General features: G+C 67.3%; 16 protein-coding genes. 6 read left to right on the top strand and 10 right to left on the bottom strand.

What is annotated here, in order from left to right; all coding sequences use genetic code 11:
- Positions 1–11: 11 nt before the first annotated feature.
- The 3 genes from ACSC1Y_RS06125 to ACSC1Y_RS06115 all read right to left on the bottom strand — a co-directional run bounded on the left by ACSC1Y_RS06125 (position 12) and on the right by ACSC1Y_RS06115 (position 1,469).
- A complete protein-coding gene (locus ACSC1Y_RS06125; RefSeq protein ID WP_435333808.1) occupies positions 12–707 on the bottom strand; it encodes an HAD family hydrolase in 696 nt (231 codons plus the stop codon).
- Positions 708–820: 113 nt separating this feature from the next.
- Positions 821–1,192: an LWR-salt protein gene (gene lwrS, locus ACSC1Y_RS06120; RefSeq protein ID WP_435333807.1), complete on the bottom strand. Its 372-nt coding sequence runs from the start codon at positions 1,190–1,192 to the stop codon at positions 821–823.
- A 1-nt stretch (position 1,193) separates the two neighbouring features.
- Positions 1,194–1,469 carry a 4a-hydroxytetrahydrobiopterin dehydratase gene (locus ACSC1Y_RS06115; RefSeq protein WP_435333806.1) on the bottom strand — a complete coding sequence of 92 codons (276 nt, stop codon included), beginning with the start codon at positions 1,467–1,469 and terminating at the stop codon, positions 1,194–1,196.
- Between the two features lie 105 nt (positions 1,470–1,574).
- Here ACSC1Y_RS06115 and ACSC1Y_RS06110 point away from each other — a divergent pair, with 105 nt between their 5' ends.
- Complete coding sequence (locus ACSC1Y_RS06110; protein WP_435333805.1) at positions 1,575–2,447, top strand: hypothetical protein; 873 nt, start codon at positions 1,575–1,577, stop codon at positions 2,445–2,447.
- Positions 2,448–2,524: 77 nt separating this feature from the next.
- On the top strand, positions 2,525–4,018 hold the full coding sequence (locus ACSC1Y_RS06105) for a PQQ-dependent sugar dehydrogenase (protein ID WP_435333804.1): 1,494 nt from the start codon (positions 2,525–2,527) through the stop codon (positions 4,016–4,018).
- On the opposite strand, the gene hemA is transcribed toward ACSC1Y_RS06105, so the two are convergent.
- From hemA to ACSC1Y_RS06080, 5 genes are all read right to left on the bottom strand, one after another.
- Entirely contained in the window at positions 4,002–5,318 is a 1,317-nt protein-coding gene (gene hemA, locus ACSC1Y_RS06100; protein ID WP_435333803.1) for a glutamyl-tRNA reductase, read from the bottom strand. The genes ACSC1Y_RS06105 and hemA overlap by 17 nt on opposite strands.
- On the bottom strand, positions 5,318–5,965 hold the full coding sequence (locus ACSC1Y_RS06095) for a precorrin-2 dehydrogenase/sirohydrochlorin ferrochelatase family protein (RefSeq protein WP_435333802.1): 648 nt from the start codon (positions 5,963–5,965) through the stop codon (positions 5,318–5,320). The genes hemA and ACSC1Y_RS06095 overlap by 1 nt, the downstream gene beginning before the upstream one ends.
- 134 nt (positions 5,966–6,099) lie before the next feature.
- Positions 6,100–7,269 (bottom strand): siroheme decarboxylase subunit beta, encoded by a 1,170-nt coding sequence (gene ahbB, locus ACSC1Y_RS06090; RefSeq protein WP_435333801.1) that lies wholly within the window; start codon positions 7,267–7,269, stop codon positions 6,100–6,102.
- Between the two features lie 67 nt (positions 7,270–7,336).
- The gene (locus ACSC1Y_RS06085; protein ID WP_435333800.1) at positions 7,337–7,741 is read right to left on the bottom strand and encodes a DUF5778 family protein; all 405 of its coding nucleotides are present in this window, start codon (positions 7,739–7,741) and stop codon (positions 7,337–7,339) included.
- A gap of 181 nt (positions 7,742–7,922) precedes the next feature.
- Complete coding sequence (locus tag ACSC1Y_RS06080) at positions 7,923–8,117, bottom strand: cold-shock protein (RefSeq protein WP_435333799.1); 195 nt, start codon at positions 8,115–8,117, stop codon at positions 7,923–7,925.
- A gap of 120 nt (positions 8,118–8,237) precedes the next feature.
- On the opposite strand from ACSC1Y_RS06080, the gene uppS reads away from it, so the two are divergent.
- The gene (gene uppS, locus ACSC1Y_RS06075; protein WP_435333798.1) at positions 8,238–9,161 is read left to right on the top strand and encodes a polyprenyl diphosphate synthase; all 924 of its coding nucleotides are present in this window, start codon (positions 8,238–8,240) and stop codon (positions 9,159–9,161) included.
- A 137-nt stretch (positions 9,162–9,298) separates the two neighbouring features.
- Positions 9,299–9,916, top strand: a complete 618-nt coding sequence (locus tag ACSC1Y_RS06070; protein ID WP_435333797.1) for a hypothetical protein — start codon at positions 9,299–9,301, stop codon at positions 9,914–9,916.
- Between the two features lie 246 nt (positions 9,917–10,162).
- On the opposite strand, the gene ACSC1Y_RS06065 is transcribed toward ACSC1Y_RS06070, so the two are convergent.
- Positions 10,163–10,771, bottom strand: a complete 609-nt coding sequence (locus ACSC1Y_RS06065; protein WP_435333796.1) for an undecaprenyl diphosphate synthase family protein — start codon at positions 10,769–10,771, stop codon at positions 10,163–10,165.
- 98 nt (positions 10,772–10,869) lie between these two features.
- On the opposite strand from ACSC1Y_RS06065, the gene ACSC1Y_RS06060 reads away from it, so the two are divergent.
- Positions 10,870–12,237, top strand: coding sequence for a DUF92 domain-containing protein (locus tag ACSC1Y_RS06060; RefSeq protein ID WP_435333795.1), 1,368 nt, complete (start codon positions 10,870–10,872; stop codon positions 12,235–12,237).
- A complete protein-coding gene (locus tag ACSC1Y_RS06055) occupies positions 12,234–12,737 on the top strand; it encodes a GNAT family N-acetyltransferase (protein ID WP_435333794.1) in 504 nt (167 codons plus the stop codon). Before ACSC1Y_RS06060 ends, ACSC1Y_RS06055 begins: the two co-directional genes overlap by 4 nt.
- Before the next feature lie 24 nt (positions 12,738–12,761).
- On the opposite strand, the gene dnaG is transcribed toward ACSC1Y_RS06055, so the two are convergent.
- On the bottom strand, positions 12,762–14,270 hold the full coding sequence (gene dnaG / locus ACSC1Y_RS06050; protein ID WP_435333793.1) for a DNA primase DnaG: 1,509 nt from the start codon (positions 14,268–14,270) through the stop codon (positions 12,762–12,764).
- Positions 14,271–14,374 lie beyond the last annotated feature (104 nt).

Here is a 14,374-nt window from a genome sequence, read left to right as displayed (position 1 = left end):
TGGCGTCGGTCTCAGTCGCTCGCGGACCGACGACCGAAGTCGAAGCGAAGCTCGTCAAACGAACTGATTCGATGGTCGCCCATCACGCAGTGGCCTCGTTTCTCGTAGCCGTGTCGCTCGACGTGGATGGCGTCCAGCCCGGCGTTCCAGGCCGCACCGACGTCGTTGGAGCCGTCGCCGGCGAGGACGCCGCGGCCGCCGCGGCGTGGGCGACCACCGTCGGCGGCGACCTGCGGCGGCTCGATATCGAGGTCGGCCAGGGCGCGGTAGACCGGTCCGGGGTCGGGTTTCCAGCCGGTCTCGTCCGTACAGCAGACGATGGTGTCGAACCAGTCGCGGATGTCGAGGTGGTCGATGACCGGGTCCGCGAGGAACTGCTGGCAGTGCGTGACGAGACCGACGGGGCAGTCGAGCTCGGCGACGAATGCGGCGTCGTCGTGGAGGTACGTCTCTTCGGCCCGGGTCTGCGGGTCCTCTATCTCGTGGAAGGCGGGCCAGAACTCGGCGGGGTCGATGTTCCACGCTTCGAGCTGGCGGTCGCGATTACCCGTGAGACCGTGCCAGAGGAGGTAGGCCTCGCGGTCTGTGAACTCCCGACCCAGGATGTCGCCGACTCGGGTGAACACGTCGCGAGTGTAGGACCAGTCGACGTCTACCAGCGTTCCATCGAGGTCGAGAAGCCAGTAATCGTACTCCGCCAGTGGCATAGGGATTCTACGGTAAGCGGGAACGTATATAATAGGTTTCGGCTACGTAGGTCGGGCCCCGATATATGTAGTGATACGTTTGGTAGGTGTTCACACCAAACTATCCTGGCTCGCTACTTCTCCACCTGGATGGAACTCCCGAGGTACTTCGAGAGCACCTCGGAGACGGTGTCGGCTTTGAACAGGTCGAGGTCGTCCTGGATCTCTGCTTTCAGCGCCTGCAGGTACGCCTCGTCCGTTCGAAGTCCCCGGAACTCGACCGAGAGGACCGGGACGCCGAGTGCGTCTTCCGCGAGTTCGCGGAGATGTTTCGGGTCGTTACACTCGCCACGCCAGAGGTTGTCGCGGAAGAACAGCCACCCGTCGGTGCCGGGGTCGTCGGCCCGACGGGACAGTTTCGTCTCGAACACGCTCGGAGAGAGCGAGAGGTCCTCGTCGGCCGGGTCGAGCCGGAACCGGACCGCGAAGACGTACGCCGCGTCCATCTCAGACTTCCTTGTTGAGGAACTCGGCCATCGAGATGTCCTTCTCTGTGATACCACCCTCGGAGTGGGTGGTGAAGCGCACCTCGACCTCCTTGTACCCGATTGTCATCGTCGGGTGGTGGTTCTGCGCCTCTGCTATCTCCCCGGTGAGCTGGGCGAAGTTCACTCCCTTCATGTAGTCGTCGAACTCGAACGTGCGGACGATCTCACCCTCTTCGAGCGTCCACCCGTCTGGAATCTGCGCCTGAATCTCTTCGGCTGACAGCACGTCGGCCATGCCGTCACAGATGCGGGGGGAGCAGATAATCGTTGGGGGCCGTCCAGTCGGCGGGTTCTGCTGGTCGCCGGAACCGTCTTTGCCCAGTCGGGGGAAACGGGGGACGTGTCTCCCTACTCGCGACGCGGGTTCCTCGCGGCGGTCGGTGGCGGTTCGCTCGGAGTCACGGGACGGTGGGATGCTCCGGAGCGGCCGGGCTCGCCAAGACGTCGGGATTTCCAGGACCGACGAGAGGCTTCGGGACGCGGTTCCGTCTCGCTCCAGGTTCGCGTTCACCCCGACGCTCGGCTGGGCTGGTCGCTACGCATCCAGCGGGTCCGGCAGGCGGTCCGGACAGGTGTCGAGCAGGTCGCCGTCCGCGCCAGCCGCGAACTCGACGCTGCGGTCCACCCGGTCGTCGAGACGGGCGAGCCCATCCCGCCAGAGGCAGTCCCGACCGGGTCGTTCGACGCCCTGTTCCCCGCAGTGGAGACCTGGCTCCGCGAGCGCGACGCCTACGTCGACGGCGCCTGCCACCTCTACCTGGCGAACGAGCCGTACAACCGGGGACTCGGCTACGGCGGCGCGAACGGCGACGTGGCAGCCGGTGGCGCCATCACCCTCGCGAACGTCGGGGCGACCCGGACGTGGGACGGCGACCACGTCACGGACAACATCGCAGTGCACGAGTGGCTCCACACGGTTCTGACCGGAGACGACGCCGCGGCCGTCAACGGGTCGCGGTGCGAGCACGACCTCGGGACGGTGGCGATGCTCGAACCCGGGACGGCACTCGTCACTCCGCTCGCGACCGCGTACGCGGACACGTCCCTGGTCGGCGGAGAGACGCGCTGGCACGGCTCCGGCTGCTACGACCACGGTTCGTTCTGGCGACACGACGGGCTCGACTTCCGGCCGCGGCGGTGGGTACACACCTGGACCCTGAGCGAGGCGACCCTCCGCGCGGCGACGCGGTTCGTCGAGCGGGAGCTGCTGTAGGGAAGGGACCTGCTGTAGGGAACCGCCATGAAACGGCCGGGAACGACCTATGGCGGTCGGCTCCCTACGTTCACCCGATGCGACCTCACCAGAGCCGCCGGCGGTTCCTCTCGGGCATCGCGGGTGCCGCGGGAATCGGCATGGCCGCGGGCTGTGTCGGTGCGTCGTCCCGTCTCGGCGAAGCGTCTCGGCTCCGGACCGGTGCGACCGTCACTCTCGAGCCCGTCGCGGACGGCTTCACCGCGCCCCTCGGCGTCGAGTTCGCGCCGGGCGACGACCGCCCCTACGTGGTCGACCAGACCGGAACCGTCGCGGTGGTCGACGGCGACGAGACCCGTCCGTTCCTCGACGTCCGCGACCGGCTGGTCTCTCTGTCGGGCTACGAGGAGCGCGGCTTGCTCGGACTCGCCTTCCACCCCGGGTACGCGGACAACGGCCGGCTGTACGTCCGGTACTCCGCGCCCAGACGGGACGGAACGCCGTCGAACTACTCCCACACCTTCGTCCTCGCAGAGTTCACCACCGACCCGGAGGCCGACGCCCCGGTTTCACCCGAGACGGAGCGGACGATACTGGAGATTCCACAGCCCCAGTCGAACCACAACGCCGGCGCACTCCAGTTCGGCCCGGACGGCTTCCTGTACGTGGCGACCGGCGACGGTGGCGGGGCGAACGACCGCGGGACCGGTCACGTCGACGACTGGTACGAGGCCGTTCCCGGCGGGAACGGACAGGACGTGACCGAGAACCTCCTGGGGAGCATCCTCCGAATCGACGTCGACCGAAGCGCCGACGGGAAGCCGTACGCCGTCCCCGACGACAACCCGCTCGTCGGCCGCGAGGGCCTGGACGAACAGTTCGCCTGGGGCTTCCGGAACCCCTGGCGGATGTCCTTCCACGGCGACGACCTGCTCGTCGCCGACGTCGGCCAGAACCGGTACGAGGAGGTGAGCCTCGTCCGGAAGGGCGGTAACTACGGCTGGAACGTACGCGAAGGCGCGCACTGTTTCGGAGCGGACGACTGCCCGACCGAGACGCCGTCCGGTTCGCCGCTGGTCGACCCCGTCGTCGAGTATCCGCACGAACGGGACGGCGAGGAGCTCGGCATCGCCGTGGTCGGCGGCTACGTCTACGACGGCGAGGGCATCCCGTCGCTCCAGGGCCGCTACGTCTTCGGTGACTGGCGTGCCGGCTCGGGCGGGCGGCTCTACGTCGCCGACCCACGGGACGAGGGTCGGTGGCCGATGTCGAGCATCGAACTCGCGGACGGCGGAACCACGCTCCCCGGTCTGTTGCTCTCGTTCGGCCGCGACCACGCCGGCGAACTCTACGTCGGGCTCACGCAGAGCGCGACGTTGTCGGGGTCCACCGGGGCGGTGTACCGGCTGGCGAGTACGGGCGGGGACTCGGAAGAGACGGGGGCGGGAGGGACGGACTCGGGAACCGAAGACGAAGCGACCGGGACCACCCGACCGGACACCGGCGGCTCGCCGGGGTTCGGACTGCTGGCTGCGCTGGTGGGGCTCGGTCTCGGTAGCTACGGCCGCTCCAGAATCAGTCGTCGTCGCTGAGGGCTCCGACCGAGACGTCCGGGGGCACTTCGTCCTCGGCGAGCGCCGCGAACGGCGGCACGTCGTCGGGGCCGAACTCGGGGTCGAACAGCTCCAGTGCGGTGTTGATGGTCGTCCAGTCGTCCTCCGCGGCGGCGTCTCGCAGACTCTTCGTCGGTGCCGCGAGCAGCTGGCCGACGAGGGCGTCCGCCATCGATTCGACGACCTCGCGCTCGTCCTCGTCGAGGTCGAGCTTCGCGAGTGCGGTCTCCAGTTCGCGCGATTTGACGCGGTCCGCCGACTCGTACATCGAGGCGATGACCTCGTCCGCCCGCTTTCGCTTGTACTGGTCGAGCAGGTTGTCGAACTCCTCCTCGATGAGGATCTCGACCTCGGCGGCGGCCTCCTTCCGCTGCTCGCGCGTCTCCGCGGTCACGTCCTCGAGCGTGTCGAGGTCGTAGACGGTGATGGTGTCGAGTGACCTGACCGCGGCAGGAACGTCACGTGGCTGTGCCAGATCGATGACGATGCGGTCGCGACCGTCGTCGAGGTCCGATCGTTCGAGGACCGTGTCGTCGCTCCCGGTCGCGGTGACGACCACGTCTACCCGTTCGACCACGGTCGAGAGGGCGGCGAGCGAGACGGCCTCCGCATCGACCGACACCTCGTCGGCGAGATGTTCGGCGTGCGGAAGGGTCCGGTTGGCGATGACGAGTCCGGCAACGTCGCGGTCGGCGAGCGCTCGTGCGGAGAGCGTCCCCATCTCGCCCGCACCGACGACGAGTGCGGTCGAGTCGGTGAGGTCGCGTTCGTGTGCGATGAGTTCGGCGGCCGCTGAGCCGAGCGAGACGACGCCCTCGTTGATGTCAGTCTCGGTCCGGACCCGTTCGCCGACGTGAATCGCCTTCAGGATGGCGTCGTCGAGCGTCCGGCCGATAGCGTCCTCGGCACGCGAATCCTCGTAGGCGGTTCGGACCTGACCGAGTATCTGGTCCTCGCCGAGGACGAGCGACTCGAGGCCGGCCGCGACCCGGAGGAGGTGACGGAGGCTCTCTTCGTGGCCCGTCTCGACGACGACGTCGTCGTCGACGGTCGCGGCGTACTCCGAGAGGGCGGCTCGCCCGGTCGCTTCGTCCGCGGTCACGACGTACGCTTCGGCCCGGTTGCAGGTCTGGAGGCAGAACGCCTCGCGGACGCCGGGGCGGGCGCACAGGTCGGCGACGACGGCTCGCTGGGAGTCGTCGCTCACGGCCGCGATGTCGTCGACACTGGCCGTGTCGTGCGTGACCCGAACGCCGGAGATGACGCCTTTCCCTACCATCATTCGTCGTGTGGTGTACGCGAGCGAAGCAGCTCTCGCGCTATCTGGCGGGGATTAGTGTTACCTGTACGTAAAACTGTCCAAACGTCATCCGACCGAACCACCTCGCGGACGAGGTCGCGCCGCTCTGCCGGCGACACGTCTCGCGACTGCAGCTCCTCACGGAGGTAGCCGGTCAGCTCCGCCATCGCCCCTGCCCCGGCCAGTTCGTCCTCCAGTCGTTCGCGCAGGTGCTTCGACAGCGCGGGGGAGGCACCGCCGGTCGAGATGGAGACGACGACTGGGTCGTCGCGGACCGTCGCCGGCACGACGACGCTTCCCCGGTCGCGGCCACCGTGGGTGTCGGTCCGGTTGACGAGCACGCACCGGTCGCGAGCCGCGGCCTCGATGGCGGCGTTGAGGCCCGCGTCGTTCGTCGCAGCGACGACGAGCGCCGGGTCGAGTCGGTCGAACCACTCGTCGACGTCGTCCCTGCCGATGGTCGCGCGTACCCTCTCCGCCCCGCCGAAGTCCGCGTCCGCGAACTCGGGGCTCACGACGACGACGCGAGCCTCGCGGACGAAGCGGCGGGCTTTCCGTGCGCCGACGCGGCCGCCGCCGACGATCAGGACCGTCTCGCCGTCGAAGTCGTGGAGGAGTGGAATCATGGCGTCAGTTCCTCGTTCCGGTGGGGGAACACTGGTTGCCGGTCGGACGGGATGGTCCGGGAAAAAGTCTCCGGCAGGGACCGTCTCGACGCGTGCGCTGTGTCGCAGGCACTCGGCGTCGGTCCGAGTTGTCGTCACTCGGCGTCGGTCGGGGTCGCGGCGCTCTCGTCGGAGACAGGTTCGTCGTCGGTCTCGGTCTCCTCATCGCTCTCGGAGGCAGAGTCGCCGTCCGCCTCGTCCGCTTCCGTGTTCGCCTCGGCTCGTTCGGCCATCCGGATGCCCGTCTTCTTCAGGATGCGCGTCGAGAACAGCGAGTCCCAGTCGTCGTCACCCACGTCCCAGAACTCGCCCATCTTCTCGCGCACCTGTTCGATTCGGTCCTGGCTCTCCTCCTCGGTCCGGCCGTGGGTCATCGCGAAGAAGTTGTACGGCCAGACGCCGTCGTGGCGCGGACGCTGGTAGCAGTGGGTGACGAACTCCAGGCTCGCGATCTCCGGGCCGACCTCGTCGACGAGTTCGTCCGGAACGTTCCAGACGGTCATCCCGTTCTCGGTGTAGCCCAGCGCGTAGTGGTTGGGGATGACCCCGATACGGCGTATCTTCCCCTCGACCTCGAACCGGCGGATGGTCGAACAGACCCAGTCCACGTCGGCACCGATGGCCTCTGCCACGTCGGCGTACGGTGTCGCCGTGATGGGGAACCCGTCCTGAATCTCGAGCACGAGGTCGCGCTCCTGGGGGGTGAGGTGGGTCCGGCCCGATGGGTCCTCGTTCGGGCCGAGACCGGTGAGGTCGACCTCGCCACCGTCGATGGGAGCGTCGACGTAGAACTTGGCCTCGACGCGGAACTCCTGCTGTTTCGGCAGGTTGTACGTCTGCTGGCCGGTCTCTTCCTCTATCTCGGCGAGCACCTCGTCGACGCGGTCGGCGTCGGCGACGCTCACGACGAACCACATGTTGAGGTGCGGATGCTCGCGCTCGTAGTTGTGTGCGACTTCGCGGTGGGAGTTGACCTGCTCGGCTATCTCGTCGAAGCGCGCAGCCGGGGCGTGCATGGCGACGAGGGTCGCCGTCCCGCCGATCTCCTGTGCGTTGACGAGTGGTCCGAATCGCGTCAGGACCCCCTCCTCGTCCAGTCGTCGGACCCGCTCGACGAGCGCCGTCTCGTCTACGTCGACGCCGCGGTCGCGGAGCGCCGACGCGGCGCAGTCGAACGGCCGGCGCACGACCGGGAATCCCCCCTGGAAGGCGTTGACGATGGCCCGGTCTGTGCTGTCCATGTCGTAGTCGACCGCCCGTGTCATGCCCGGGGCTCGGGGGCGGGACGTGATAAGAGACTCGGCCTGCGCCGAGCGGTGAGAATCCGTGCGGTTACCGGCCTTCGACGCCGGTCACGTCGTAGCCCAGGTCCTCGATTCCGGCGAGGATGGCCTCGTGGTCGGCGCTCGCCTCGTAGTAGATGACGATGTCGAACGAACCGTTGCGGAGGAGTTGCTGGCATTCCCAGACGAACTCCTCCCCGTCCAGCGTGAGTCCCTGGTGCTGGTTCGAGGAGAAGTTGGGGTCGTCGTTACCGGAGTAGACGTAGACGTCGGTCGGTTCGTGTCCGGCCTGCTCCGCGATGACGTCGCCGACGTCGAGCGTCGCCTGCATCATCTGGACGTCCTCCTGACCGGAGTACTCTGTATGCACGATGGCACCGTTCAACTGGACCTCGCCGGGCTCGAGGAGGGCTTCCGTACGCCGCCTCAGGTCGTCGTCGATCGCGTCGGCCATAGACCACTCTCTACCGTGATGACTCAAAGCACTCACGGTCCGTGCCGACCGGTCGTGACGCTTCGAGTGGACTTCGTCTAGAAAGTACCGTAGTCTGGTTCACGGGTCGGACGTCAGCCGCCGTCGTTCCGACGCCGCCACCGCCCCGCCCCGGCGTTGCTTCCGTCGTGATATGGCTCGCCTAGAGCCGCTTGAGGTTCGTCGCGCGTGGTCCTTCGTCGGTATCCTCGATGTCGAACTCCACCTCCTGGCCCTCCTCGAGGTCGGGGCCGCCGACGTCTTCCATGTGGAAGAACACGTCCTCGTCCGAATCCTCCGTCGCGATGAAACCGTAGCCACCCGATTCCTTGAAGAAATCGACCTTACCTTTCGCCATTGCACGTATTAGCAGGGAGCCATCTGTTAAAAAGGTACGTGTGAACACTACACATGGGCGGTCGAAACGGAGATACGACAACAAAAGACCCATTATCGCGTCGGCTGTTACCTCGAACAGATGCGTTCGTGGCTCCGCAGACAGTGGCAGCAGGGGTACGAGCGGCTGCTCCGTCGCGAGATCTCGGGCTCGCCGACCCACGTCGCCGTCATACAGGACGGCAACCGCCGGTACGCCCGGAAGCAGGGGAGCGACGCTCCCGACGGCCACCGTGCCGGGGCCGAAACCACCGAACAGGTCCTCACCTGGTGTCAGGAACTCGGAATCGAGGAGCTGACGCTCTATGCGTTCTCCACCGAGAACTTCGACCGTCCGCGAGAAGAGCTCGAACCGCTGTTCGACCTGCTCGCGACCAAACTCCGCGAGTTCGCCGACAACGAGCGGGTCCACGAGAACGAGGTCAGCATCCGGGCACTCGGCGACATCGACCGACTGCCCGAGCGCGTCCGGGCGGCCGTCGACTACGCCGAGTCACGGACCGAGTCGTACGACGAGTTCGTCCTCAACATCGCACTGGCGTACGGCGGGCGAAACGAACTGTTGGCCGCCGCGAGGACGGTCGCCGAGGCGGTCGACGCGGGCGACATCACGCCCGAGGACATCGACGTCTCGACCATCGAGGAACGGCTCTACGGCCAGCCGGTCCGTGACGTCGACCTCATCATCCGGACCGGCGGCGACGAACGGACCTCGAACTTCCTGCCGTGGCACGCGAACGGAAACGAGGCGGCTGTCTTCTTCTGTGCGCCGTACTGGCCCGAGTTCTCGAAGGTCGACTTCCTCAGAGCGATTCGGACCTACGAGAACCGCGAGCAGTCGTGGCGGCGGACCAGGGCCCGGCGGGCGCTCGCACTCGTCAGGGCGTTTGGAACGGCCGAGCTCGAGGAAGCCCGGTCCGTCGTCGACCGCTTCCGTGATTCCCTGTCGGGTGAGGAGCGGGACGAGGCGAATCGGGTCGCCGAGGAGCCGAAGCTAGCTGATTGAGCGTTCTGGTGCCCTCTTCGCGCCGATGACGGCTGGAATCCGTTCTTCCACCGTCTGTCGGCACGAAATACCGAACGACTCGTTATCCTCAGCAGGAGTACGAGAGCGTTAACCCATCTCATGCCCTCTGATGGCATATGGCATCCCCTATATCCGACGGAGACGCTCCAGTGGAGGTACGAACCATCCAGGGGCAAGAGACACGGGTCTGGCAAGAGCCGGACGAAGTCCATCTCGAGTGGCGGCCGACGCGCCCCGTCTTCTATCGTGTGGCCGTCGGCGACATCGTGAAAGACGCCGACCGAGACGTCGAGTCACCCCTCATCAAGAAGTGGACCGTGACGGAGGTGACGCCGGACCGCGTCGTCGCCGAGCGAGACGACGACGGCGAGACCGAGGTCCGCGAGTGGCCCAGAGACGAGTTCGAGCGAAAGCTCGTGGTCCAGAGCATCGCGACCACCCTCGAAGACTTCGAGCGCGTGACCGTTCACCAGTTCGGCCACTGGGGGCTCGAGGAGGTCGAACACAGCGAACACACGTTCGTCGGCGAGCCCTACGTGATGGTCCTCGCGTACGGTGACAACGGCGAACGGTACGGTCTTCGTTACCACTTCATCGAACCGTCGAACAGCACGGACGTCGAGCTGTGGCGACACGACCTCGCCGTCGAGAACCTGTCTCCCGAGCTCCGGACCCGGCTGGACGAACGCGTGGCCGACGCACTCACCAGTGCGGGCTACCGGGTCGCCAGCTGAGCAGACGTTTCCACCAGCCGAGTGGACGTTCTCGCCAGCTGAGTGGACGTTCTCGCCGTCCGACCCTCACGGCATCCTCGTCTGTCCCTTACGGCATCCTCGTCTGTCCCTCACGGCATCCTCGTCTGTCCCTCACGGCATCCTCGTCTGTCCCTTACGGCATCCTCGTCCGTCCCTTACGGCCTTCCGCGCCCGTTCCCTGCGGCCTTCGCTGTTCGCCCCTCGAATTACCCACGGAGAAGGCCTCTATCGACCGAACCGCCTGTTCCTGTTCTGGTACTCACGGACGGCCCGCAGGAAGTCCCGGCGGCGGAAGTCGCGCCAGTTGACGTCGGTGAAGTACAGTTCCGAGTAGACCGACTGCCAGATCATGAAGTCCGAGAGCCGCTCGGCACCGGTCTTGATGACGAGGTCCGGCTCCGCGGGGAACACGAGTCGCTCCTCGACGTTCGCCTCGTCGATATCGTCGGGGGAGAGCTCGCCGGCGGCCACCTCCTCGGCCACGCCGCGAACCGCGGCGGTGAACTCGTGTTTCCCGCCGAGACCGATGCTGACCTGGATGGGGGAGTCCGCCCGCTCGGCGTCGCCCGGCTCACGGACCGCGATGGAGTAGGGGGCCTCGAGGTCGTCGAACTGCCGGGCGAGCGTCGCTGCCGCTGCCGCATCGAGGACGCTCACGTAGACGGTGACGTGTTCGGCACCGAACTCGAACGCCCAGGTGAAGAACCGAGAGAGCGTGTCGTAGGCGCCCTGCTCCAGCAGGTCCCGCTCCGTGATGACGAGCGCGACGTGGGCGGGCAGGGACGTATCGTCCATCCGGATGCGTGTGGCGAGGTAGCGGTCGTACAGTCCCACGCCAGTCGGTTGCCCGCCGCGGCCCCTGAACCTATCGTCTCGCGGCGGACCTTCCGGTTCGGAAACGGTAAGTAACCGCCGAGAAAAGGGGCAGTCGCGTGACTACCGCAGTCCGACGAGCAGGTGCCTTCGCGGCCGTTGGGACGCTCGTACTGGTGGTGCCCGCGTTCGGCCCGGCCGCTGCCGCGCCGTTGGTACTGGCAGCGCTGGCTGGCGCGGCCTACGTGACCGACGGGCCGGTGTTCGAGCTGTTCGCTCGTCCGGGCGACCGCGAGGAGAACCGCCTCTACGGTCTCATCGGGTTCATCCTCGCGACGGCCGGTCTCGGTCTCCTCACCGTCGCGTCCAGTCTGACGACCGGCGAGACGGCCGAACTCCCCGTCTCCATCTTCGTGGGAACCGTCCTGTTGCTCGTCTACGGCAACCTCACTGCGGAACTCGTCAAGCGATACCGGCCCGAACCGTTCGCCGTCAGCACCGGGTTCGTCGTCGGCGGTGTGCTCGCCGGTATCGCCGGCCAGGCCGCGACGAAGGTGCTGATGGACGAACCTGTGCTGCTCGCGAAGCTCGCTTTCCTCGCCGCGAGCGGTGCCTTCCTCGGAGCGTTGCTTCGAGCCGCGCTCTACGAACGCGACGACTCGCTCGTGCTGTTCTCGGTCGGCCTCGTGAGCTGGCTCCTCTCGGAGCTCGCCCCACAGGTCCACCAGCAGGACGTCGCGGCCGCCATCCTCGTCACACTCGCACTCGGGTACATCTCGTACGCCCTCCAGACCGCCTCGGTCGAGGGCATGCTCACCGGTATCCTGCTCTCGGTTCTGACCATCGTCCTCGGCGGTATCGCCTGGTTCGCAGTGCTCATCACCTTCTTCGGCGTCGGCGCACTCGCGACCAAGTTCAAGTACGACGTCAAGGCCGACCGCGGCGTCGCCGAGGAGAACGACGGCGCCCGTGGCACCGGGAACGTCCTCGGGAACGCCGCCGTCGCGCTGTTCGCCGTGCTTGGCTATGCCGCCGCTGGCGTCGACCTGCTCCCGGTCGCCCAGCCCCTGTTCCTCTTCGCGTTCGTCGGTTCCCTGGCGACGGCGCTCAGCGACACGCTCTCGAGCGAGATCGGCTGCGTCTACGACGAGCCGCGACTCGTGACGACGCTCCAGCGTGTCGACCCGGGCACCGACGGTGCCGTCACGTGGCAGGGTGAACTCGCGGGTATCGTGGGCGCAGGACTCGTCGCGGCGGTCGCCTACGCCGCGTTCGCGGCCACCGGCGCCACGGCCACCGTGACGACGGTCGGAGCGAGCATCGTCCTCGCTGCCGGCTTCGCCGGAATGACCGTCGACAGCCTGCTCGGTGCGACGCTGGAAGGACGGTACCTGGGCAACCAGGGCGTCAACTTCCTCGCGACGCTCTCTGGAGCGCTCGTCGCCGTCGTACTGTTCGTCGCCGCCGGCGGCGTGACCCTCCCGTGATTCGCGAGGCGACGGCTGCCGACCTCCCGACCATCCGTGCGCTCCAGCATTGCCTCACCGAGCCCGCGACCGACCTGTTCGACGCCCTGCCGCACGGCGTGACTCTCGTCTCGACGACGGAGCCGGCTGAACTGGCGAGTTCGACGGCGGAGTCGGGTGCACAGGAGAGGCCGACCACGGAACCGGACGCCCGGGTGCCGACCGCGGCCAGCACGTCGATTCCGGTCGGCTACGTCCACGCCTTCCCTGGAGAGCCGGCGACGGTGACCGAACTCGTCGTCGAACCGGACCACCGCCGAGAGGGTCGCGGACGGCTGTTGCTCGCGTCGGTGTTGGCGCGGCTCCGTCGCGAGGGCTGTCCGGCAGTGACGCTCACCGTCGCGACCGAGAACGAGGCCGCACAGCGGCTCTACGAGTCGCTGGGATTCGAACGAGACGCGACGCTCCCCGGCTTTTACGAGGGTGGGGGCGACGCGTACCGTCTTCGCCGCCCGCTCTGAGTAGAGAAAAGGCTGTCCCGCTCGCTACTCCACGTCGAGCAGCTGGGACGCCGTCCGGATGCGGACGCTCGTCGGCCGCTTGACGAACTCGCCGAACGACCGTGCGACGACGTGGTCGACGCCGCGCTGGGCCGAGACGTCGAGCACCCGCTGGGAGAGTTCGCCGTCGATGACGACGGCGTACGGGACCGTCTCCGTCTCCCGGACGAGGTCGAACGCCTCGTCGACGCCGCCCTCTGCGATGACGTCGAACTCCTCGTCGAGCAGTCGGACGTCGCCGGTCTCCTCGCCGACGACGGCGGCGACGTGGCCGCGAAGCGTGTCGACGGGACGGTCGGATTCGGCCGTCTCGGTGTCGGTCTCTCCGGGCTGCGCCGGTTCCGATTCGACGACCTGCGCGACCGCGTGGTCACCCGTCTCGGATGCGGATTCCGTGGTCGCGTCGGCCGTGGAATCTGCGGTCGCCTCGACAGTCGAACCGGTGGCCTCCTCAGCAGTCGAATCGGTGCCCTCGTCAGCAGTCGAACCGGCGGACGAACCGGCGGTGGAGTCCGTGTCCCTGTCGGGAGTCTCGACGGCGGAGGCTGCCTCTGTCTCGGCAGAGGTTACCGGCGACTGCGTCGTCGCTGGTTCATCGGTCGTATCCGCCCCCGAGACACCGCCTGCGCCTTCGGGTGCCGGCACCGCACTTCCATCGGTCGCGGCGATGGACTCGTGCGGTGCGTTCGATTCGGCGACGACCTCGAAGGGGACCTTCTCGCGAAGCGCTTCGAACACCTCCGCGTGGAGCAGGTCCTCGACGGACTTGCCCGACGGCGCGAACGCCACGTAATCGACCTCAGCGACCTGCGACAGCTCCTTGAGGATGAGGTCGCCGCCGCGGTCGCCGTCGAGGAACGCCGTCACGGTCTTCTCCTGCGTGAGGTCGACCACGGCCTGTGGGACGTTCGTCCCCTCGACGGCGATGGCGTTCTTGATACCGTACTTGAGCAGCTGGAGCACGTCGGCCCGTCCCTCGACGATGACGACGGCGTCGGACTCGACGACGTGCGGACCCGCCGGCAGCCCCTCGTACTCCGTGATGTCCTCGACGCGGACGTGCTCGCGCACCTCGCGCAGGATCTCCTCCGAGGACATGATGGAGTCGTCGAACGAGGTCGCCAGCAGCTCCTTGGCCCGGTCGACGACCTCGCGGCGCTTCGCGGCGCGGACGTCCTCGATGTTGGTGACCTCCAGTCGGGCCGTACAGGGGCCGACCCGCGTTATCGTCTCGAGTGCGGCACCGAGGGTGGCGGTCGCCACCTTGTCGAGGCTGGTCGCGATGGTGACCTCGCCGTGAGAGCGGCCGCTCTCGGACTGCACTTCGACGTCGATACGGCCGACTTTCGAGGACTGCTGGAGGTCGCGGAGGTCGAGCTCGTCGCCCAGCAATCCCTCTGTCTGGCCGAAGATCGCACCGACGACGTCACTGCGTTCGACCACCCCGTCTGCCGATATCGTCGCGTGAATCAGGTATTTGGATGTATCGTCCATTGATGATCTGCCCCGTGGCGGGGGCGAATGTGGATGAAGCCATGAATGTGCTCATGGACCGCATTACTGACTACGCGTTCGTTGCGGATACCTGTTGTTATCGT

The organism is Haloarchaeobius lipolyticus, from assembly GCF_051208015.1.
GTDB lineage: Archaea > Halobacteriota > Halobacteria > Halobacteriales > Natrialbaceae > Haloarchaeobius.
Note: the sequence above shows the minus strand (reverse complement) of the source record. Positions and strands in the feature narration are given on the sequence as shown.